A 21256-nucleotide genomic window follows, 5' to 3' on the forward strand; every position below is an offset into this window, starting at 1 on the left:
GGCCCGTGCCCGTTGGGTTAGCAATCGAAACCATGTTGCCTTGAAAGGAGATTCCGATGCTTTATTGGGCGCTTGTCTTTTTGGTGGTCGCGCTGATCGCCGGTTTTCTGGGGTTTGGCGGCGTTGCCTCGGCTTCGGCGGGGATTGCGCAGATCCTGTTCGTGATCTTTCTGGTGTTGTTTGTCGTGGCGATGGTCGCACGCGCCTTGCGTGGCCGAGCGCCGTAAACCGGACGGCAAGGAACCCCGCGCCATCCGCGCGGGGTTTTTTTCTGCCCGGATCAGCCCTGAAGCGTTTCGGTGCTGGCAAAGAACATGGCCTGGCTCACGGCGGATTGCAGCTGTTCCTCGCCATAGGGTTTGGTGATCAGAAAGGCCGGTTCGGGCCGTTCGCCGGTCAACAGGCGCTCGGGGAAGGCGGTGATGAACACGATGGGCCGTTCCCCCAGTTCCTTGAGGATGTGATTGACCGCGTCGATGCCGGATGATTTGTCGGCCAGCTGAATGTCGGCGAGGATCATGTCGGGCGGGTCGCGACGGGCGAGTTTCACGGCCTCATCGCGGGTGCGGGCGATGCCGGTAACATCATGGCCCATATCTTCGACAATGGCGCGAATATCCATGGCGATGATCGCCTCATCCTCGATGATCATGATCCGTCCGCTGATCGCGTTGGTCATTTCGGTGCGCGCGATGGTCAAGAGCGTGCTGACCTCCTCCGCCGTGCCGCCGATGATCTGGGCGATTTCGGACACGCGAAACCCTTCGATGCTGTGCAGCAACAGCGCCTCGCGGGTGTTCGGGGTGAGGGTGGACAGCCGCCATTGCGCGCGTGCCTCGGGGGACGAGGCGCCGTCAACCTCGGCGATGGGCGCGCCGGAGGACGTCCATATCTGATTGAAGGCCCGGAAGAGCGCAGTTTTCGGCGCGAGACCGCTATTGAAGACATTGCGATCCTCGAGCAGGGCCTCGAGCGTGGCGAGCGCGTAGTGATCGCCCGTCTGCTGATTGCCGGTCAGGGCGCGTGCATAGCGCCGCAGATAGGGGAGGTGTTCAGCGATCTGAGTGCTCAGGTCCGGCTGGGGCGTTGTGTCCGTCATGTCTGTCCTCAAAAAATGCATCCTTTGAGGGAACCAAACGCCGAGCTGCGTGTTATGTTCCCGACCGGGTGCAGAAAAGTGCCGTTCTCTTCATGGCAGATGAATAGGCGAAATGGAAAAGAATCGCAGGACCAAGAAATTGACTCAAACGATCGACGAGAATCTCCGGCGTGCCTACGCGGACACGGCCAAGGAGCCCGTTCCGGACCGCTTTATCAAGCTGCTGGAGCAGTTGCGCCAGCAGGGTGACGAGGAGCGAAAACCCTCCGGTGACGATTCGTGACAGATCATCAGAGCCCGAAAATGGACCCGCGCGACGAATTGATCGGGCATTTGCCTGCGATGCGTGCCTTTGCGCTCAACCTGACGCGCAATGCCGCGACGGCGGACGATCTCGTGCAGGACGCGGTGGTCAAGGCCTGGGGGAACTTTGACAAGTTCAAACCCGGCACCAATCTGCGCGCGTGGCTGTTCACCATTCTGCGCAACACCTATTATTCCCTGTATCGCAAGCGTCGCCGCGAGGTCGAAGACCCCGATGGCAAGATGGCTGGTCAATTGTCGGAAAAGCCCGCGCATGACGGGCATCTGGCGATGACCGATTTCCACGCCGCCTTTGCGCAATTGACCGATGAGCAGCGCGAGGTTCTGATCCTGGTGGGTGCCGAAGGGTTTTCCTATGAAGAGGCCGCCGAGATGTGCGGCTGTGCGGTGGGCACGATCAAGAGCCGCACCAATCGCGCGCGCAAGCGTCTGGCGGAGCTGATGCATCTGGAGGATGAGGACGAGTTGGAGCTGACCGACGCCGCGACGATGGCGGTGGTGAACGGGGCCTCTGTTGCATGAGGCTGCGTCTGGCCGCGCTGCGCGGGCTTTCGAGACCCAGTCTTGCGTCGCAATTGGGCATTGGGCTGAGCCTTGCCATCCTGCCGCTCGGGTTTGTTTCGGTGTTTCAGACCCACAAGGTTCTGGAGGAACGGCAGGCGTTGTCGGAGACCGCGCTGTTGGAGCAGACCCAACAGGCCGTGTCGGAGAGCCGTGACATCATCCAGGCGGCGCTGAGTTCGGCCGAGACACTGGCGATCACGGTTCCTGTCTTTGACCTTGGCGAGGGCACCTGCGACGCGGTGATGACGCGGGTGGTGGAAGAGAACCCGATCTATAGTTTCGCGGGGTTCGTCAATGCCGATCTCGAACTCATTTGCGCCTCGAACGGCGGGCGGCAGGACCTGAGCAATCTCGATTCCATCCGCACGGTGCTGACCAGCACTCAGACCGAAATCCTGATGCATCCTCTCGAATTCATTGGCGGGATTGCCACGGTCAGCGTTGCGGTTCCGGTGTTCGCGGAGGGGGCATTGCGCGGTACGGTCTGGGTTGCCGTTCCGATCAGCGCGCTGAACGAACAATTGTCCATGGTGGTCCCGAATGTCGATCTGGTGTTGTTCCAATCCGAGGGCGAGATTGTCGCGACGGCGGAATTCTCGGATTTCCGGCGCTCTGTGCTGCCTGCATCGTACAGTTTGCGAGATCTGGCCGAGGTGGGGCGCCAGACGTTTCGGGATGTGAACCAAGAAGGAAGCACGCGCGATTTCGCGGTCGTTCCCATCGTCAGCGACAAGGTCCTGGCGCTGGGCAGTTGGGAGCCGCGCCATGGCAGCGGATCCCTGCAGGGCTACGAGGGCACCTTTGCGCTCTACCTGCCGCTGGCGATGTGGGTGATCACGATCATGGTGGCTTATGTCGGGGTCAATCACCTGGTGATCCGGCATGTGCGGCGTCTGCGGTCCTGGATGCGGCTTTATGCGGCGGGGCGTGGCGACCTCGATAGCGCGCGGCTCGACAGGGCGCCCGAGGAGCTGGAGGTGGTGGCCGAGGCGTTTCGGGCGATGACCCGGCGGCTGTCAGAGCAGGAACGCAGGCTGGAAGAGGATCTGCACGAGAAGACCGTGCTCTTGCGCGAGGTGCATCACCGCGTGAAGAACAATCTTCAGCTCATATCAAGCATGCTCAACATGCAGATCCGCGCGACCCGCAGCGAGGAGGCCAAGCATCTCTTGCGGCGGGTTCAGGACCGGGTGATGGCGCTGTCGGCGATCCACCGCTATCTCTATCTGGCGCGCAAACTGTCGATGGTGCGGGCTGATACGCTGCTTGAGGATATCATTCAGCAACTGGTGATCGTCGGCACGCTGGACGATTCGGGGCGTCAGATCACGGTCACGACCGCGCTCGAACCTGTGGAAATCAGCCCCGATCAATCGGTGCCCCTGTCGCTCCTGACCACCGAGGCGGCGATCAACGCCGTGAAATATTGCGGCATGTCGAGTGGCTCTGATGCCTGGATCAACATCGCGTTGAAGGCCGTTTCGGAGGACAGTTTCTGCCTGAGCGTGGTGAATTCGCGCGCGCCCGAGCAAGAGCCCGAGGCCGAGGCAGGGGACGCATCCATGGCGGGATCGGGACTTGGATCGAAGCTGATCGAGTCCTTTGTGGCCCAGTTGAATGGAACGCTCGAGATCGACACGCAGCCGGATCGGTATGAGCTTCACGTCGTCTTTCCGATGACATGGCCCACGCCCGACGAGGACGAGGGCTGATTTTTCGGATTTCTGTGTCTTTTGGGGAACCTGGCGGGCGACGCTGCGTTGATCTTGCACATCACTTAAAGCGGAGAACGCAATGACACGTGCAAGACTTTCCCTCGTTTCCCTGCTCTTCATGGGTGCTCTGGCGGCCTGTGAGACAATCGAAGGTGCCGGTCGGGACATCGAGGATGCCGGTCAGGCGGTGACGGGTGCATCGCAGGAGGTGCAGAGTTGATCGTTTGAACCGAGGGGGTTTGCCCCGATCCGAGGCGATCCTCGCGGTGCAAGATTTACAAGACAAGGGGCGCGCATCCGTGGGATGGGCGCCTCTTGTGCTTGTGCGTCAGGGGTAACGGGTGTGCGGTCAGGTCGTTACAAGGCTGGCCACGCCGCTGACCATTGCGGTGGCCACAAGCAGCCCGATCAGGACCAGGAGACCGTCGCCCACGAACATGCCAACGGCCAGCGCCGTGATCACCACGCCCAGGATCGACGAGGTGAAGGGAATCAGTTCGAGAAAGGGCATCAGCGCGCCGCAGATCAGGCAGAAAAGCTGTGGCAAGAGCACCATTGGGCGCGTCACCAGAAAATGCAGTCTTTGACGTGTGACGCGGTCAAGCCATCGCGCGGGCACGCGGAACCAGGTGTAGACCCGGCGCACCCGCTCCGTGCGCAGATGTGCCGCGCGCATCCACTTGGGCAGCCAGAGCGAGGAGCGGTGAGCCATCTGCTGCAACGACACGGCCGTGATGATCAGACCGCAGAGGGTGGTAAAGCCGGGCACACCGCTGAGCGGCGAGACCAGCGCCAAGGCGGGCAGGATCAGGAGGGGGGCGAAATTGGCCCGCCCCAGCGTATCCACGATGTCGCCGACGCTGGTGTGATCCCCGTCTAGGGCGGACCAGCCCTTTTCCACCAGATCCATAGCCGTTTCATGGTCTGGCACCTTGTCCCTTGGCATTTCCCGCCCCGTGCTCCTGCTCTGGTTTCCGTCCTTTGCCCTAAGGATAACGTCTTGAACTTCTTGTTGTTCCGGATGTGAGCCGGGGATCGGGCCGTGTTGGCCGCTCTGGGAATCTAGGGATTTCAGGGAACCATACCAGAGGTGAGGGCGTTCTAAGAGCACATCACGCCGCTTGGGCGTGCGTGTCACCGACCCGTCGGGTCACCGCGCGATGCGGAACAGATACGAACTCATATCGGAGGCTCTTAAAATGAAACTTCTTCTGAGCACGGCCCTTTGCACGGGGCTGACCTTGACTGCTGTCAGCCCGGTTGCTGCGATGGAAAAAACCCTGTCCGGTCTGGACGTTACGGTTGATCTGAGCGCCTATGAAGGCAACAATGTGCTGAAATACTGGCCCACACTTGAGGCCGATCTGGCCACGGCCATCGCGTCGAAAGTGACGCTGGACGATGCCGCCGACGCACCGAGAATCGTGGTCGAGATCAACAAGGTGGCGATTGATGGTGACACCATCCTGCCGGATACCGGCGAGTTCAACCAGTTGGAGGGCACCGTCTCGACCTTTGAGGGGCTCAACGATGCCGTTGCCGTCAGCGCCGACCGTCTGGAGGACCCCGATGAACAGATCGGCAGCTATGCGTTGCAGATGACGGCTGTCGCGGGCGAAACCCCGGCTCCCGAAGGCTGGGTCACGATCACGCCGTCGCAGGACGATTTCTACGCGGCGCTGGTCGATGCCTATGCAACGACCGTGGTCGAACGTCTGGACGATTGATCCGGTTTATGACGGCGAATTGGGGCGCGGCACCGCTCTGCGCCCCAGCCTGAGCCGATAGGCCCATGAACAAAAGAGGGCGGCGACTTGACGGTCGCCGCTCTTGACGACTCAGTGCAACGCACGCGCATCGAACGGCGCATTGCATCGGGATTGCTGCCCCCATTTTCAGAGTAGTGGTGAGCCGTGCAGGACTGTGCGGGGTGAGGGAAATCAATGGCTTGCGCTGGCGAACCGGAAAACCACGCCCCTTGATTTGATTGGGCTTTTCGGGCCTCTGGCGAACCGTTTCAGGAGTCCCAGAAACCGAAAGGCCGCTGACTGGGCTGGCACCCGCGTCAACGGCCAAATCGAAAAGTTTGCGAGAGATGAATACCAGATCGCGCCCGTGATCGCAATCGCGGGAGGCGCTGATGTCTGAGGTTCTGCCCTTCTGCAAAATCAAGCTGCAATACCTGCTGGAGATGGTCACGGACCACGACCTGGACGACAACGCCTTGCGCGTGGCCCTCTACCTGGCACTAGCCCATGCCGACCACGAGACCGGCGAGAGCCGCCCCTCATTCGAGACCATCGGCGCGGCCATCGGCAAACACGCTAAGTCGGTCAAACGCGCGCTAAACAAGGTCGAGGCGGCGGGTTACATGACCGTGGAGCGCGGGACCAATAAGGGGAAATCCTCGCGCTACCGCCCGACCGAAGCGGCCCTGAAACGGGCCACGGATCGCCGCCGGGAGGGGGACAAGGTTGTCCCGCTTAGCCGCGCCAAAGGGGGACAATCCTGTCCGCAAAGCGGGGCAGAGTTGTCCATCAAAGGGGGACAGGATCGCCCCCCGAACAGAGAACAAGAACTTAGAAAAGAACGAGGGCGCGCGTCCGCGCCGGATTTGCCCGATGAAGGGCAATCCGGCGGAACGCGCTCGGAGTTGGTCTTCGTCCCGAGGGGTATCTGCTTTGTCCGGGACTGGGATGCACGGTTGGCCCGGGAAGGAATGACCACGCTGGAACGCAGCCTGCCCCTGTCACCGCATGAGCATCACCTGGGCTTCTGGCTACCGGCACGGACACCAGCCCCGGTGGACAGCGCGGAATGGCAGGCGCAGTTGCGTCTTCTGCGGGATGTCATCCGTCAGACGCAAGATGGCGCATGCGCCGCGCCCTCTGCACCCCGCATCACGTCCTTTGCACCGCGTCAGATGCAGACTGCATCGCGTTCGACGCAGGATTTTGCCCCAACCGTGGATGAGAACCGCCATGCGGTCTGAGGAAACAGCAAGGCGACCCATGTCATACGCTGGCGCTGCTGACACGGGACCTTGCGAGGGGCGGCAAGCCTCCCCTTCGAACCCCACCGGCGCGGGAAAAGCCCGCGCAAAGGAGCCGCTGACGGCGACCTTTGTCTTCCGTTGCACGGCCACCGAGAAGGCTGAGCTGCGCGCCAAGGCCGAGGCCGCAGGTCTGCCCGCCGCAACGCTCTTGCGCGAGGCGCTTGGCCTCACCGAGGCGCGCCGACGCAAGCCCATCCCTCGCGTTGATCCGGCGCTGGTGCTGGCCGTCGGGCGCATCGGCGGCAACCTCAACCAGATCGCCCGCTGGCTCAACTGCGCGATGCTGGTCGGCCGCACCGACCTCGACAGTCTGACCGTCGCGCGTCGCCTGTTGGTGATCGAACGCCAGCTGGCCCAGCTCCTCGAAGAGGCGCGGCGGTGCTGATCAAGTTCTTCCCCAATGGCAAGGGCGCGGGCGCTGGTCCGGTCGGCTATCTCGTGGCCGAGCGCGTGCTGGCCTATGACGGCAATCGCGACCTGGTCCGTGACGCCGATGGCCAGCCCTTGATGGTCACGCGCGATCCCTTGCCCGAGGTGCTGCGCGGCGATCCCAGCCGCACCGAGTCCCTGATTGACGCCAGCCGCCACCAATGGACCTACCGCGCGGGCGTGATCAGCTTTGCCGCCGAAGACGCGCCGAACGAGGCGCAGCAGGCCGAGGTCATGGACGCTTTCGAGCAACTGGCCTTCGCCGGGCTGGACGGTGAGCAATACGACATGCTCTGGGTCCGTCACAGCCACGAGGACCGCGTCGAGTTGCACTTCTGCACCCCGCGCCTGGAGCTGACCACCGGGCGCAGCCTGAACATCGCCCCACCCGGCTACCAGGACGCCTATGACAGCCTGCGCGACTTGATGAATCAGCGCCACGGCTGGGCCGACCCGATGGAGCTGGAGCGCGCCCAGGAGGCGCGCGACACCATCGAGGCCCCCACCCGCGCCCAGGGCCGCGACGAGCTGCATGCGTGGATCCTCGATCAGATTTCTGTGGGTCTGATCGAGGATCGCGCCAGCATGCTCGACGCCCTTGCCGATGCGGGTTTCGACCTGCCGCGCGTCGGCAAAGCCTACCTGACCGCGCAAGACCCCGAGACCGGCGAACGCTGGCGCCTGAAAGGAGAGATTTTCCATGAAGACTGGCAAGCCGACCCGGCTGAGCGAGAAGCTGAACGCGGAGCTGGACACGATACGTCAGGATTACGCCGCCTCGATGGCATCCCAATTGGAGAGCTTCAGGACCGATTTGACGACCATTGCGAGAGACGCGCGGCGTACCATCGAGAGCGATACGCGCCACTTCCTGAACGAGAACAGGAGCTTGTTCGAGACCCGGACCGAGCAGATCAGGCACTGGCTGACGATCTCGCCCTGGCTGATCTCGGGGCTGATCGTGACGGGGATCGCCTCGATGATGGCCGCGAGCTGGTTCTGGACGTCAATGCTGACGCGCTCGGAGCTGACGGAACTGGGCCTGACGCGGATCGAGCAGGGAGAACAGACCTGGCTGACGCTGGACCCCGACAGGACCGAGCTGAAGACCTGCACGCTGGCCGGGACGCCGGTCATCTGCATCAAGATCGAGGAGAAATGAATGACGACGCCCCTGACAGCATTGGAACGCGACTTGCTCGCCTGCGTCGAGCGGTTGGTGACGGCCTGCGAAATCTCAGCGCAGGAATTGAACGGGTTAGAGGCACGCTCGACGAAGAGGCTGCAAACCCAGTTGGATGGTATCGCGGGCTGCGCGACGTTGCTCATACGCTCGCAGATCGCGTCAATGCAGGCGTTGCGTGGCTTGCTGAGCGAAGAGGCCACCTACAACGCGCTGGACGCGAAGTTGAACGAGAGCTTGAGCTTAGCGAGGGACGCCGAAGAGTGGCTGAGACGGAGCTAGAGGCGCGGGATCGGGATATGGACCGGGGGCTGACGCATTGAGATTTGGAGCCCATTTGGTGCCAAGCTGCAGGTTGGCAAATCGGAGCCGTTTGCCAAACTCAAGTTTGGCAAATGCTAGGCGGCAATGTTGTTCTGTATTGTTGGTCGCTTCAAATAGTCCGGAGACATCTTTTCACTGATGTTGCGCATAATAGACAAGAGGACGTGATCTCGGGCTTCCGAGTTCACCCAAACATTCTCGTGAAAATCCTCTATTTCTGTAGACAGTTCCATCGAGCAAGCAGGTGCCATAGTTGTGGCTAGGTCGCTTCTCTCCGGCCAATAGTGGCTAGTGTAAAAAATCTGATTTCTCACAGATTGATACCCCTTGAACTTGAAGTTCTGGATCCAAGTCTGTTCCCTTTGATCCAGCCGATCAGTGTTCAATATCCTCATCATACGCTGGAACAGATCCCAAACATGCTGCTGATCTACTTTGTAGTTTTTGTTTGAAACAACGGTTACGGGTTTCTGCATGCCGCGCGTGTGTTGGCGAAAAGCACTTTCTCGCTTTCGATTCCCTGACTTAAGATCAGGAAAAACATCAACAAAATGCCAAGTTTCACCATGCCGAATAACGAAAACGCCACAGACGCCAGCCACGTATTTCGCGTACAAGACTGAGGCATGGTGAGCGTCCACAGTGCTCCAGCTTACGCGCCCGGAGTCAAAGAGAACACCGGCGCTCTCCCAAGCCATGTCCGCCTTCAGTTTGAGTTTTATGAGATCGCTGAGGGCGTTGCTTTCAACGCCAGGCGCATTCAAGTACTGTCCAGGTAAGGATGGATCAATTGAGCTTGGCTCCCAGATTTCGGCTAAATAGTCTTGAAGCGATACTTCATCTGCCGCTGCTTCTGAGTAAACCGCGTCCCAACGCGCCGTGACATCCGCGTGCTTGCGCCCGAAAATATTTTTATCGGTGGCTCTCGTCCAAGACATCAGAGTTTCATTTTCTTGAACTTGCCGTCCTCTTCTTTGGCCTGAATTGCTCGGTCAAAGTCGATCAACAGGTCTTTCGCCGCGTCATTTTCGGCCTTCGTTCCTGATCCGTGGCTTGACCATTGTCCGAAATCAAAGCCCTCAACTAGTTTCAAAGTGCGCACGACATCCTGTTGCTGAAACGATGAATAACGGCGGCTGGTTTCATCAAAGACTCGCTGAAAAACATTCATCAGCGCCCCAAATCCAATTGTTCTCAGGAAGATGCTGTTTGTTTGAGTCCACTCGTCGTGAAAAACAGACTTTATAGCCCAGAAATAGTTCTTCAGTATTTTTGATTGCTCCTCGAAGGTGAAGGACTTCAAGACGCCATTCTCTTGGTGCACTAGAGGCGTAACTTTGCGCACAAAGTTTGTCAATGATATCTGACCCTTAGATGGAGCATCTATGACAATTCGATTGAAAAGCGGGCTGTCTTTGTCATCCCGAAGCTCTTTGGCGATGTCGGCAGCACGTTCATTTGCCAGGTCCGACGGCTTCTTTTTCGGGATCATATTCAACAGATCGAGAACCAGCGAACTTGGCACACCTTTTGCTTCACGGTTGATGGTGATGAACTGCTCGACCTGAGCCTCTTCAGAGAGCCCCGAGAATGCTACGACAGGTAGGTCATAGTCTGTACCGGATTCCTTGAATGCTTCATGAGCACCAGCTAACCGATGTTGTCCATCAATGACCCAACCGACGTCTTTCCCAGCAGGAATCTTTAGTTCGCCTGACTTCTCATCGAATGTAGCCTTGTCAAAGCTCAGTACTACAGAGTTGGGGATGGGATGCCCCTCCTGAATGTATCCAGAAAGCGATTTGACGCGACTATTCGGTAGAACCCTTTGGTAGCCCTCGTCTTTATCCGGATTTCGGCGATTGATTGAAACCATTCCCCATAGTTCAGAAGCCTTAAGCTTGAATACATAAAGCGCCCGAGCTCCTTGGCTCAATTTCATCGCGGGAATCGAAATTTCCTTGACTAGCCGGCCTGTCTTTTTGCCAGTTTGTCTCGAAGGCTTCTTCGCCATTTGAATACCTCGTATAGGTTAACCCGCCCACTATACGGCGGCTGCCGTCCAGTTGTTAGCACATCATAGCGCCATGGTGTTCCAAGTGCCATTGGCTCGCGGCTTCATTTTCAAGAAACAGCTTCTTGTCAGGTGTTTAGGGCGGTTTTTGCATGAAACCTAAGGGCCTGCTCTACCGACCAATGGGATATCTCTTTCTATCATGAAGTGACAGGAACTTGGGCATTCGTCCAAGATCCTTTTCCGTTGTCCGCTGGTATATGCGGAGCAATGTCAGCAACCGATCGAGTGTGCAAAACTGGCTTAGCTGCGTTCATATCCCAAATGTGAAAGAGGTAGGCGTCTGAAGCCTGAACAGCCTTGTTCCACTCATTGCGCGTCACAATAAATCGCATCGGTGAAATCGTGGTGGACTTGACCTCGATCAGCCGGTTCGCAATTCCGCCCGTTCTGTGATCGTAGGAAAGGACATCGTATCCAGCAAAGTTATCATCAAAGCCTGGCCACTCGGGTTCGAGATCAATGCCGATTTCTTTGAGGCGCTCGCGCTCATATTCCAGCGTCAGTATCTCCGCAGCGCGGCCTTGTTCCATCTTTTCCTGATCGGTGAGAAGGCGGGCATAGCCTGAGACCGAGTCCCACCAAGTCACGACATGAAGGGGTGTTGGGCTTTCCATCAGGCCAGCGGCAGCAAAGATGTCCTGATCGTTAGGATCAAGCTTATTGACGAAGCGTTGACGACCCTGGCGCATGAGTTTCGCCCAGATCGGCTGCTGCTTAAGGAGAACGCCCCTGATGCAGTTCTGGTAGAATGCGTGGCCATCGAGCGGGCAGTCTTTCTCGACGATTTCAGAGAGATAGACCGAGGCCTCCATATCAAGGCTGTGCGCGTCGGCTTCGACCTGATCGATCAAGGTCAGAAGATCAGGGATCGCCAGATCGGGGTGATCGGCCATGTATCTTCTGAACAGGCGCAGTCCTTCGAAACAGGGCAAGGAGAACAGCCGCTCAGTCGAGATCGCACCGCTCATACTTCCTCCGAAGGAGCCTTTGGCGCGGTACCCTCCAGCTCTGCGATGAGGTCGATAACGTCTTTGAGTTCGACATCATAATCGAGTGGGTCTGCGGCTTCTTCTTCGTCAAAGGCAATCTCGTGGAGATCGGGATCGTCCAGGAGCTGCTGCATATTTCTAATCTTCTCGACAAGGCGGCGGCTCACCGACATGTCGATACTGCCAATTACTGGAGGCGCTTTCGAGCGATAGATATGGATATGGGTTTCTTCGTCAGGGCCGAGGCCTAGGCGGTGAATCCGATCGATAGACTGAAGATAGTGCGTCGAGACGTAGCTGCGGTCGGCATAGATCGCGTTGTGACATACGGTGTGAAGGCTGATCCCTTCGCCCGCGGCTGCAGGGTTGGCGACAAGAACATAGCAATCTGAATCTTCGTGGAAGCGGCGTATGCGCCCCTCCCTACTTTCAGGGTCGTCGGGAAGACCAGACGGTACACCGCCGTGGATATAGACGGGGTTGAGATCGGCCAGAGCCGATACAAAGCTATGGATCGTGTCGGTGAAAATCGTCCAAATCACGCACTTCTTGCCCTCCTTAGCGAGAGCATAGGCGTGATCCATAACCGCTCGCATCTTGGCGGAATGGCCTTCGTCGAGGACAAGATCGACAATATTCGAGTCTACTTTTACGTCGTCGTTCGCCATCGCGCTTAGCGCTAGGGCCGGATTGATGGAGAGCTGTAGAAGGCGCATCACAGAGCGCCGCGCTCGCAAGAGCTGCGCATCACCCATGCCGCGCGATAATTGCTTGGAGTAGTCGCGAATAAACTCGTTGCGGACGATGGAATAAAGCGCGAGCTGTCCTGAATCCATGCCGACATCAATGAAATGCCGCTCGGCGGGTGGAAGGCCAAGCTCAGACTTGGTCGTGCGAACATAGAGATTGCCGAGCACCTCGCGCGGGGATTTTCCATGCGAGATTTCGAGGCCGTAGCCGTGGCCTGGCCACAGGAAGTCAAGCTGGGACTCCATGTCGGACGCTGCCTGCGGCATGGGCGTTCCGGTAAGGATATCGCGCCGCACGGGATCATCGGCGGTGCGCAAGAAGAATGCGCCGCGCTGCGACTGCCAGCCTGCTTTCATGCGGTGTGCTTCGTCTAGAACAAGATGGGTTGGTGTGGTGGCGAAGTGCGCAGCTAGCATTCCTTGCTGACGGATCACCATGTCATAGGAAATGATGAATCGTGTTTCGCCGGAGCGAAGCGCCTTGCGGTTTTCGTCTTCACTGCCAACCAGAAGGGTGAAGGGCTCTGCCCCACCGTCATGCGCATCATCGTCCATGCACTCGTCAACGATGTCCATCCACGCTTGGAAGGCGGCTTTCGGAGCAACAACGATGAAATGCTGACCTGGTTGGCGCGTCAACATATGCAGTGCGAATGTGACGGTGGTCTTGCCCGCGCCAGGCACGGAGAAATTCGCGCCATTGCTCAAGGCGAGAAGGTGAGAGAGATCGCGAAGCTGGAAGTCGCGAAGCTCTCGCTTGGTGAAGCCCATCGTCTTTAGCTTTTCGTTGATCTCTTCAGGCGAGAGAACTTCAGTGATCTCGCCACGCTGTTCACGCGTTTTTTTGATCTGCGCTGCGAAGGCGCGGAGCTTGACTGCCGCTTCGCTTTCGGGCCTGAAGCGGAAATGTAGGCTTTTCTGGTTGGACTTGCTGCCAAGCTCGCGCACCACACTGAGCGTATCTGGCCATGAGATATTGATCTGGTTCCCAGAAAGGGTGTGGTCGAGCTTCTTGGTGCGGATCGCCAGCTTCAGACGCGACCAGATTGGGGTCTCGAGCGCGTCCTCAGGCACGGAAAAAGTGCCAGTGTGATCGGCGTTATACCGTATGGAAACGGCAGTCGGGGAATCGCTCACGCAGGTTTACTCCTCCCCATTCGTGTCAGTCGCGCCGTCGTCTTGGCGAGCCTTCACGGACGTCTCGATCTTGTCGAGGTTCTTGCGGATCGAGCCGATATGTTTGAGGATTGCTGGCAGTGTCGAAGTTCCCGCTGCACTAATATCGATTCCAGTCACCTTGGAATTGACCTGCGCCAGGGCCCTTAGCGCCGCCTCCTCGTTCTTCTGTCCTTTGTCGAGTTCGATAGCAGTTTCGCAGGCATCAATCAGCGTCGTGATCCTATCTTCATCATCGCCTTCGTCGCGCAATGCCTCGATTATCGGAGTGTAGTCTTTGCTGGTGCCGTCATCATCGATGTCAATGGCGAAATCGTCATCATCGAAGGCTTCGTCATCGTCATTGACAGGTAGGTCGAGCCTATCTTCAAGGATTTCCAAGACTTTTGGCGCGAGCTTGCCGAAAGCGGCATTGAGGCGGTAGACGCGCCCACTGATCTTGTCGCGGTTCTCGTAGATCGACCAGGCAATTGCGCGGCTGGCGTTCTGGAGATTGACATCCTTTTTGGCGATGGCTTTGGGGAGATCGCCGAATATCTGTTGCCCTTCTTGGAGTAGGTCGTACTCACCAGGCTTTTCAACCCACTCGCTCAAGTACAGATCCGCCTCGTCGAGCGCTTGAAGGACGTTTTCGATGTCAGGTTTGCTGCGGCGCAGGCGGTCGGCGACCTCTTTAGTAGATCTACCTTTGCCGACCTGGCGACGTATCAGCCTAGCATCACCGATCCAGTCATAGTCGAGCTTGGTCTGCGGGCGCGCCTGAAGATCAGCTTCAATGTCATCGATTTCATCGCGCGTGACGTCGGACGGTAGGACGGCACACTTGATGTTTGTGAAACGTTTATCCACCGAGCCGTCTTTGTGGGTCTTGAGTTCGCGCATCGCAGCGAGTCTGCGGTTGCCGTTGACCACCACACCCGTACTGGTGATGAGAATTGTCTCACGCTGCCCGTCTTTCTCAAGAACCGAGATGATGGGGGTAACGGATTCGGTTCCTTGTTTGGCGAGTTTGGCGAGTATCTCATGCTGCGCCTGCTGCGCAGTAGTGAGTTCCTGTCCCTTTTCAAAGAAGTCTTTCGCCCGGCCTTCACGCGCGATTTCGGTCTGCTGCGCGCTAAATGTGCGGCAGTTTTCCATCCGGTACACAGGCACCTCTATCGGCAACGAGATCACCTTGGGAGTGAAAGAACCGCTGCGGAAGTCGTAGATCGTCTCGCCGAACTCATTGGAGGCTTCAAGCCGCTTGGCGATCATTGCTTCGCGTTCGGCGCGGGGTTTGAGATCAATCGTGTAAGTCATGGCAACTACCTATTACTCAAAAGCGACGACGAGAATCGGTACGGTGATCACGCGGTCGAATAGTTCCAGCTCCTTTATGACGCGCTCGGCATTGGCGATGTTATCTCCGATGACTTTGGCGGCTTCCTTCGTTGGCAACGCGAGAGCGGCGGCCTCAATACGCTCGCTCTGGAACAGATACTGCAGCTTCAAAAGATCATACGGTGCTCGGCTCATGTTTCCAGTCTGAAGCTGAAAAGCCAGATCGTCCTGCATGGCAAAAACGCTGAGTCCATGCGCTTGATCGAGATTGACGTTTAGCGCCCAGCCCTCGTTCAAGAATTCGGTTTCGACGTGCTTTCGAATCTGCGGCGTACAGCGCGGCTCAATCTTGACGGCGGGCGCTTCAAATACGTCTGTGAGCCACTCCTTCAGCTCCCGACGCTCCCATTCGGCACCTGCCGAGTGATGATCATCATAGGTATAGGCAAGCTTCATGCGTCCCCCTTTGCGTTGGGGTCATAGACAGGCTTGTTCATCGGGCGGGTTCTGAGCGTACCTGCACGGAGCTGATGAATCCGATCCCAAGCAATATCGATGTAGCCTTTGTCTAGATCGCAGCCGTAGGCGTGACGGCCATGCTTAAGCGCCGCAATCGCTGAGGAACCCACGCCCAGATATGGATCAAGGACGCTCTCACCTTCGTTCGTCAAAGCCAAGACCAAGCGCTCCACCAGCCCAATGGGGAACTGGCAGGGATGATCTGTCTTCTCTACGTGGTTAGATTTTACGTTTGGAATATCCCAAACATCTGACGGATTCTTTCCAAGGGGATTGCTGGAAAGCTCGCCTTTGTTCGGTCCTTTGAAGTGCTTCTTATTCGGGTACTTCGACGGAACGCGGACGGAATCGAGGTTGAACGTGTATTCCTCAGATTTGGTGAACCAGAGAATTGTTTCGTGCCTACCCGAAAAGCGTTTCTGACAGTGCAGGCCATGGCCAAAAGTCCAGACAATTCGATTGCGAAGTTGTAGGCCGTGGTTCTTGAATAGCGGGTAGAGCAAAATATCCAATGGAAATATCTCGCCCGAGTCAACGTGGTTACCAACCTGCCAGCAGATAGATCCATTTGGCGCAAGCAGACGCACGGCTTCCGCGATACAGGCCGCCTGGTCCTCGACATACTTTTCCTGAGAGGTGCGTTTTTCGTAGGACTTCCCTATGTTGTAGGGTGGAGAGGTCACAATCAGGCTCATGGATTCGTCCGGTAGGCGTCGCATGAACCTAAGATTGTGCTCACAGGCGATCTCGGTCTTCGCATCGCGTTCAAGCCGATGGATGTCTGCGCCTTCTTGTCCACTCAAGTTGCGAAGTGCGAACGATTGTTTTGGAGCCATCGGTTGTATCTCTTTATTATGGCCGATCAGTCGATGCGGCACTTTGTTAAACTCGGCATTAGCTCTACGATATCTGGTAGCTGCTGCGTGGGGCAACCCTGTATGTCGCGCCAAAAGTGAGCACCCGTTTATCGCCGTTGAAAGAGTCAACGGGCATCACCAAAACAGCAGCGCCGCAACCCTCTCCTTCATGGGGCTACCGTTTCTAGAGCGCGCAATCGACGCATGAAATAGCCCTCAATCCCTACTGCCAGGGCGAAGGCCGGGGCGGTCAGAGTCACAATGCAGGCTGACAAGGCCGTCGCGAGGAGCGGCAGCCATGGCATATTGTTAACGCCCCAGAAGGCAACAAGCGGCCCCCAAGTCATTAGGTAGGACAGCGAACTGATGCCCATGGCGCTGATAACAGGGCGCGTGTAGCGGCTGATATCCGCCTGCATGCGTTCTGTTGTCGCCAGTTGGTGGCGCTGCCAGGTTTCAGGTTGTCTCAGGTCCATTCGTTACTCCTTCAACAATTCGATCCAGGTGTGGACGTCGTCCATGGCGATCTCTTTTCCTTCCAGAAAGGACCGGTACCAACGCGCGGCAATCGCTCCGCGCTTTTCGCTCTTCAGCTTTGTGCCGCTGTCAGACAGGTACCTGTCCAGCGCGACCTCGAACTCTTCTAGGGCGGCAATGTCATGTTTCATTCGTACAGCTTCAACTCCCAACAAAATCCAATTCAGGTCCACTTCGAATTTTCGGTGCATTTCGACCAGCGCCTCGACCGGGATCGAGCGCTTGCCGAGCTCATAGCTCTGGTAAGCGCGCAGTGAGATTCCGAGTGCTTCAGCCAGTTTCGCCTGCGACATGCCCAACTCGTTGCGCGCAATCGCGATGCGCGCGCCGAGGGCGCTCAGGTAGTCATAGGGACGATCCGCCATTTTCGACAGCAATCCACTTGCAGTTGCGTTCATTTGAATGCTATACGCACAAATGAACGTTGTTCGTTGTGTTTCGTTATCGGACCATCGCGCATGAGCGCATTCAACCCGATTCGCGCTACCTTACGAAAAGGAGAGGGTTTTGGCACAGGAAAAACTGCTTTCACCAAAAGAGCTGGGTGATCTTGTCGGATTAAGCGCTGCGCAAGTTCGCGCGTTGATGAACGATGGACGGCTGGAGTTCGTCGAGATTTCCACAAAAACCAAGCTTCTGACCATGAGCGGCTGGGAGCGGTTCCAGAAGAACGCGACCAGGGTGAAACGCCCTGAAGGCAACCAGCCGGGCTTACCCTTGGGTGAGCCGCAGCACCACAGCCTCTGACGGAAAGGGACACCCCATGGCCATGCCCCGCGCGACGCTGACGCAGAGCGAACTGACACGATACCTCAAGGCGTACCGGGATGCGGGCATTCCGGTCGTGCGGTCTGAGATCAGCCGCGACGGCAAGGTCGTGATCTACAGCACCGAGAAACAGACCGACGAGGTCAACAACCCGTGGGATCGCCCGTGAAACGCCGCAAGCAGTTTCCCGGCGCGACGGCCTATTTCGACCGACACGGGAAGCGGCGTTGGCGGTTCCGGAAGGGTGGGTTTTCGGCGGAGTTGGGAAGCGATTACGGGTCGGAGGATTTTGTCCGGCGCTATGAGGACGCGGTGAATGGCCACAAGACGCGCGGGCTGATCGGGGCGGACCGGACGAAGCCCTACAGTGTCAGCCAGCTTGTCGCGCTCTGGTATCGCTCGCCCGAGTTCCTCGATCTCGCGCCCAGTACGCAGAAGGTCTATCGTGGGATCGTCGAGAAGTTCCGGGAGGAGCATGGCCAAAAGCCGGTGCGATTAATGCAGCGGCGGCATGTCCAGACGATCCTGGCGGAGAAGGCCGAAACACCGACAGCGGCAAACAACCTTCGCAAACGGCTGATCCAGTTGATGGATTTCGCAATCACGCTGGACTGGCGCGGCGACAACCCGGCGCGGGCAACGAAGCCGTTTCGCGTGGGCGGTGACGGTTTCCACACCTGGGACGAGGACGAGCTGGCGCAGTTTTTCAAGGTCCACAAGCCCGGCACGCTGGCGCATACGGCGGTGTCGCTGATGCTCTACACTGGCGCGGCGCGGGTCGATGCGGTGAAGCTGGGGCCAAAGAACGTCCGCAACGGCAAGATCGAGTATCGGCGGCAGAAGACGCAGCGGTCTGGCGGTGTGGTGGTTTCCGTGCCAATCCACCCGGACCTGGCGGAGGTTCTGGACAAGTTGCCGAAGGACCGGCCCTTCCTGGCCACCCAGAAAGGCACGATGCGCTCCGCAGGCGGTCTGGGCAATCTCATGCAGCGTTGGACCGAAGACGCGAAACTGCCCCAGTGTTCTGCCCACGGGTTGAGGAAGGCCTGTGCGCGTCGATTGGCCGAAGCTGGAGCGACGGCGCACGAGATCGGCGCGGTCACAGGCCACAAAACGCTGGCCCTGGTCCAGCGGTACACCGAGGCCGCAGGCCGCGAAGGCATGGCCGATTCCGCGATCGAGAAACTAATCGCCCGCCCCAATGGCGAGCGCAATTTGGCGAACCTTCCCAAGAGGTTCGTCAAATCCAACACCAAACCCAAGCAGGGAAAGGATAATTTATGAGAAGTGGTGAGCCGTGCAGGATTCGAACCTGCGACCCACTGATTAAAAGTCAGTTGCTCTACCAACTGAGCTAACGGCCCACTAGACGCGCTATCTAGAAAGACCGGGGCAGGGGGTCAACCCCGAAAGTGCAAGATAATTCTGCGATCTGCTGGATTCGTCTCTCGGGCCGGTTTATATGCGCCGGCATGAGCCAGGCGGACAACACCGGATTGCCCTTTTTCAAGATGCATGGGCTGGGAAACGACTTTGTCGTTCTGGATGGGCGTGTGCGCGATCCGGGGCTGACGCCGGGGTTGATCAAGGCCATTGCGGACCGGCATCGGGGAATCGGATTCGATCAGCTCGCAGTGATCACGCAGGGCCCGGGCGATGCGCATCTGACGTTCTACAATGCCGATGGCTCGACCTCGGCCGCCTGCGGTAATGCCACGCGCTGTATCGCGCGGCATCTGATGGCGGAAACCGGCAAGACGCGGCTTGAGCTCAGCACGGCGCGGGGCGCGCTGGTGGCGGTGGATGCCGGGGCGGGGCTGACCTCGGTCAACATGGGGCAGCCGCAGCTTGACTGGTCCGAGATTCCGCTGGCCGAGGCGATGGATACGCTGGAACTACCGATCGAGGGCGGGCCGGTGGCCACGGGCATGGGCAATCCGCATTGCACGTTTTTTGTCGCGGATGCCGAGGCGGTGCCCCTGGAGCAATTCGGGCCGCGCTATGAGCATCACCCGCTCTACCCTGAGCGGACCAATGTGCAGGTGGCCACGGTCATTGGCACGGATCACATTCGCATGCGCGTCTGGGAGCGGGGGGTTGGGGTCACGCTGGCCTCTGGCTCGTCGTCCTGTGCGACGGCGGTGGCGGCGGCGCGGCGTGGCCTGACCGGGCGCGCGGTGCGGATTGATCTCGATGGGGGCACGATCCATGTCGACTGGCGCGAAGATGGCGTCTGGATGACCGGAGAGACGGCGCATGTGGCAAGCGGCGTGTTCACGCCTGCGTTTCTGGCGGCCAACCGATGAGCGAAGCGCCGAAATTTACCACGCTCGGCTGTCGGCTCAACGCCTATGAAACCGAGGCGATGAAGGAGTTGGCGGGCCAAGCGGGCCTAGGCAACGCGGTTATCGTCAACACCTGCGCGGTGACATCCGAGGCGGTGCGCAAGGCGCGACAGGAAATCCGGCGCTTGCGGCGCGAGAATCCAGGCGCGCGATTGATCGTGACCGGCTGTGCCGCACAGACCGAGCCCGAGACCTTTGCCGCGATGGCGGAAGTGGATGCGGTCATCGGCAATACCGAGAAGATGGCGGCGGATACATGGGCGCGGCTGGCCGGGGATTTCATCGGCGAGACCGAGCGGGTCCTGGTCGATGACATCATGTCGGTGCGCGAGACGGCGGGGCATCTGATCGACGGGTTCGGCAGCCGCAGTCGCGCCTATGTGCAGGTTCAGAACGGCTGCGATCATCGCTGCACCTTTTGCATCATCCCGTTTGGCCGGGGCAATTCGCGCTCTGTGCCCGCCGGCGTCGTGGTCGAGCAGATCAAGCGGCTGGTGGGGGCGGGCTATAACGAGGTCGTGCTGACCGGCGTGGACCTGACAAGCTGGGGCGCGGATTTGCCCGCCGCGCCGAAACTCGGCGATCTGGTGATGCGGATTCTGCGCCTGGTGCCGGACCTGCCGCGCCTGCGGATTTCGTCGATCGATTCCATCGAGGTGGATGACAACCTGATGCAGGCGATTGCCACCGAGCCGCGTCTGATGCCGCATCTGCATCTGAGCCTGCAACATGGCGATGATCTGATCCTCAAGCGGATGAAACGGCGGCATTTGCGCGAGGACGCCATTCGCTTTGCCGAAGAGGCGCGACGCTTGCGTCCCGAGATGACCTTTGGCGCGGATATTATCGCAGGCTTTCCGACCGAGACCGAGGCGGCATTTGAGAACTCGCTGCGGCTGGTGGAGGAGTGTCACCTCACGTGGCTGCATGTCTTTCCTTATTCTCCGCGCCCCGGCACGCCAGCCGCCCGGATGCCGCAGGTCAAAGGCCCGGAGATCAAGGCGCGGGCCGCGCGGTTGCGCGCGGCAGGGGAAGCGCGCGTTGCCACCCATCTGGCCGCGCAGCAGGGGCGCGCGCATGCGGTGCTGATGGAGGCCCCGCGCATGGGGCGGACCGAGCAATTCACCGAGGTGGTTTTCGAAAGCGACCGCCCCGAAGGACAGATCGTGCAGGCGCGTGTCACGGGTTGGCAGGGCGGACACCTGACCGCAGCCTGAGCGCGCGAG

The 21256-nt window shown here is 58.9% G+C and carries 25 protein-coding genes and 1 tRNA gene; 14 read left to right on the forward strand and 12 right to left on the reverse strand.

Annotated features, from left to right (window positions below; translation table 11 throughout):
• Positions 1 to 56 precede the first annotated feature (56 nt).
• A complete protein-coding gene (locus MVC20_RS15270) occupies positions 57 to 227 on the forward strand; it encodes a DUF1328 domain-containing protein (protein ID WP_297542904.1) in 171 nt (56 codons plus the stop codon).
• Between the two features lie 53 nt (positions 228 to 280).
• Here the strand turns inward: MVC20_RS15270 and MVC20_RS15275 are convergent, their stop codons facing one another.
• Positions 281 to 1099 (reverse strand): response regulator, encoded by an 819-nt coding sequence (locus MVC20_RS15275; protein ID WP_297542906.1) that lies wholly within the window; start codon positions 1097 to 1099, stop codon positions 281 to 283.
• 112 nt (positions 1100 to 1211) lie between these two features.
• On the opposite strand from MVC20_RS15275, the gene MVC20_RS15280 reads away from it, so the two are divergent.
• The 4 genes from MVC20_RS15280 (at position 1212) to MVC20_RS15295 (ending at position 3922) form a co-directional block, all read left to right on the forward strand.
• Positions 1212 to 1382, forward strand: coding sequence for a NepR family anti-sigma factor (locus MVC20_RS15280; RefSeq protein ID WP_297542908.1), 171 nt, complete (start codon positions 1212 to 1214; stop codon positions 1380 to 1382).
• A gap of 20 nt (positions 1383 to 1402) precedes the next feature.
• Positions 1403 to 1945, forward strand: a complete 543-nt coding sequence (locus tag MVC20_RS15285) for an RNA polymerase sigma factor (protein WP_297543071.1) — start codon at positions 1403 to 1405, stop codon at positions 1943 to 1945.
• The gene (locus MVC20_RS15290; protein WP_297542910.1) at positions 1942 to 3699 is read left to right on the forward strand and encodes a sensor histidine kinase; all 1758 of its coding nucleotides are present in this window, start codon (positions 1942 to 1944) and stop codon (positions 3697 to 3699) included. The genes MVC20_RS15285 and MVC20_RS15290 overlap by 4 nt, the downstream gene beginning before the upstream one ends.
• 82 nt (positions 3700 to 3781) lie before the next feature.
• The gene (locus MVC20_RS15295) at positions 3782 to 3922 is read left to right on the forward strand and encodes an entericidin A/B family lipoprotein (protein ID WP_297542912.1); all 141 of its coding nucleotides are present in this window, start codon (positions 3782 to 3784) and stop codon (positions 3920 to 3922) included.
• A gap of 129 nt (positions 3923 to 4051) precedes the next feature.
• On the opposite strand, the gene MVC20_RS15300 is transcribed toward MVC20_RS15295, so the two are convergent.
• On the reverse strand, positions 4052 to 4633 hold the full coding sequence (locus MVC20_RS15300) for an exopolysaccharide biosynthesis protein (protein WP_297542914.1): 582 nt from the start codon (positions 4631 to 4633) through the stop codon (positions 4052 to 4054).
• 268 nt (positions 4634 to 4901) lie between these two features.
• Between MVC20_RS15300 and MVC20_RS15305 the strand changes: the two genes are divergently transcribed.
• The 4 genes from MVC20_RS15305 (at position 4902) to MVC20_RS15320 (ending at position 8692) form a co-directional block, all read left to right on the forward strand.
• On the forward strand, positions 4902 to 5429 hold the full coding sequence (locus MVC20_RS15305) for a hypothetical protein (protein WP_297542916.1): 528 nt from the start codon (positions 4902 to 4904) through the stop codon (positions 5427 to 5429).
• Between the two features lie 413 nt (positions 5430 to 5842).
• Positions 5843 to 6694, forward strand: coding sequence for a helix-turn-helix domain-containing protein (locus MVC20_RS15310; protein WP_297542918.1), 852 nt, complete (start codon positions 5843 to 5845; stop codon positions 6692 to 6694).
• Positions 6695 to 6713: 19 nt separating this feature from the next.
• Positions 6714 to 7142, forward strand: a complete 429-nt coding sequence (mobC, locus tag MVC20_RS15315; RefSeq protein ID WP_297542920.1) for a plasmid mobilization relaxosome protein MobC — start codon at positions 6714 to 6716, stop codon at positions 7140 to 7142.
• On the forward strand, positions 7136 to 8692 hold the full coding sequence (locus MVC20_RS15320) for a relaxase/mobilization nuclease domain-containing protein (protein WP_297542922.1): 1557 nt from the start codon (positions 7136 to 7138) through the stop codon (positions 8690 to 8692). Before mobC ends, MVC20_RS15320 begins: the two co-directional genes overlap by 7 nt.
• Before the next feature lie 75 nt (positions 8693 to 8767).
• Here MVC20_RS15320 and MVC20_RS15325 read toward each other — a convergent pair whose 3' ends face one another.
• The 9 genes from MVC20_RS15325 to MVC20_RS15365 form a co-directional block, all read right to left on the reverse strand.
• Positions 8768 to 9631 carry a hypothetical protein gene (locus MVC20_RS15325; RefSeq protein ID WP_297542924.1) on the reverse strand — a complete coding sequence of 288 codons (864 nt, stop codon included), beginning with the start codon at positions 9629 to 9631 and terminating at the stop codon, positions 8768 to 8770.
• Positions 9631 to 10707, reverse strand: a complete 1077-nt coding sequence (locus MVC20_RS15330) for a DGQHR domain-containing protein (RefSeq protein WP_297542926.1) — start codon at positions 10705 to 10707, stop codon at positions 9631 to 9633. Before MVC20_RS15330 ends, MVC20_RS15325 begins: the two co-directional genes overlap by 1 nt.
• A gap of 200 nt (positions 10708 to 10907) precedes the next feature.
• Entirely contained in the window at positions 10908 to 11738 is an 831-nt protein-coding gene (locus MVC20_RS15335; protein WP_297542929.1) for a DUF3883 domain-containing protein, read from the reverse strand.
• Positions 11735 to 13645: a DEAD/DEAH box helicase gene (locus MVC20_RS15340; protein ID WP_297542931.1), complete on the reverse strand. Its 1911-nt coding sequence runs from the start codon at positions 13643 to 13645 to the stop codon at positions 11735 to 11737. Before MVC20_RS15340 ends, MVC20_RS15335 begins: the two co-directional genes overlap by 4 nt.
• A 6-nt stretch (positions 13646 to 13651) precedes the next feature.
• Positions 13652 to 14983: a hypothetical protein gene (locus tag MVC20_RS15345; RefSeq protein WP_297542933.1), complete on the reverse strand. Its 1332-nt coding sequence runs from the start codon at positions 14981 to 14983 to the stop codon at positions 13652 to 13654.
• 12 nt (positions 14984 to 14995) lie between these two features.
• Complete coding sequence (locus MVC20_RS15350; protein WP_297542935.1) at positions 14996 to 15460, reverse strand: BglII/BstYI family type II restriction endonuclease; 465 nt, start codon at positions 15458 to 15460, stop codon at positions 14996 to 14998.
• Positions 15457 to 16359, reverse strand: a complete 903-nt coding sequence (locus MVC20_RS15355) for a site-specific DNA-methyltransferase (protein WP_297542937.1) — start codon at positions 16357 to 16359, stop codon at positions 15457 to 15459. The genes MVC20_RS15350 and MVC20_RS15355 overlap by 4 nt, the downstream gene beginning before the upstream one ends.
• Positions 16360 to 16547: 188 nt before the next feature.
• Entirely contained in the window at positions 16548 to 16856 is a 309-nt protein-coding gene (locus MVC20_RS15360; protein WP_297542939.1) for a hypothetical protein, read from the reverse strand.
• A gap of 3 nt (positions 16857 to 16859) precedes the next feature.
• Positions 16860 to 17282, reverse strand: coding sequence for a helix-turn-helix transcriptional regulator (locus MVC20_RS15365; RefSeq protein ID WP_297542941.1), 423 nt, complete (start codon positions 17280 to 17282; stop codon positions 16860 to 16862).
• A gap of 142 nt (positions 17283 to 17424) precedes the next feature.
• On the opposite strand from MVC20_RS15365, the gene MVC20_RS15370 reads away from it, so the two are divergent.
• From MVC20_RS15370 to MVC20_RS15380, 3 genes are read left to right on the forward strand one after another with little or no spacing between them, the layout of a single operon-like run.
• Positions 17425 to 17664, forward strand: coding sequence for a hypothetical protein (locus tag MVC20_RS15370; RefSeq protein WP_297542943.1), 240 nt, complete (start codon positions 17425 to 17427; stop codon positions 17662 to 17664).
• Between the two features lie 16 nt (positions 17665 to 17680).
• Positions 17681 to 17854, forward strand: a complete 174-nt coding sequence (locus MVC20_RS15375; RefSeq protein WP_155846068.1) for a hypothetical protein — start codon at positions 17681 to 17683, stop codon at positions 17852 to 17854.
• Positions 17851 to 18969: a tyrosine-type recombinase/integrase gene (locus MVC20_RS15380; protein ID WP_297542947.1), complete on the forward strand. Its 1119-nt coding sequence runs from the start codon at positions 17851 to 17853 to the stop codon at positions 18967 to 18969. The genes MVC20_RS15375 and MVC20_RS15380 overlap by 4 nt, the downstream gene beginning before the upstream one ends.
• Before the next feature lie 4 nt (positions 18970 to 18973).
• Here MVC20_RS15380 and MVC20_RS15385 read toward each other — a convergent pair.
• Positions 18974 to 19049: transfer RNA gene (locus MVC20_RS15385), tRNA-Lys, on the reverse strand.
• A 108-nt stretch (positions 19050 to 19157) separates the two neighbouring features.
• Here MVC20_RS15385 and dapF point away from each other — a divergent pair.
• The gene (gene dapF, locus MVC20_RS15390) at positions 19158 to 19991 is read left to right on the forward strand and encodes a diaminopimelate epimerase (RefSeq protein ID WP_297542950.1); all 834 of its coding nucleotides are present in this window, start codon (positions 19158 to 19160) and stop codon (positions 19989 to 19991) included.
• Entirely contained in the window at positions 19988 to 21247 is a 1260-nt protein-coding gene (mtaB, locus tag MVC20_RS15395) for a tRNA (N(6)-L-threonylcarbamoyladenosine(37)-C(2))-methylthiotransferase MtaB (protein ID WP_297542952.1), read from the forward strand. The genes dapF and mtaB overlap by 4 nt, the downstream gene beginning before the upstream one ends.
• Positions 21248 to 21256 lie beyond the last annotated feature (9 nt).

It is taken from the genome of Roseovarius sp. (assembly GCF_027019125.1).
Lineage (GTDB): Bacteria > Pseudomonadota > Alphaproteobacteria > Rhodobacterales > Rhodobacteraceae > Roseovarius.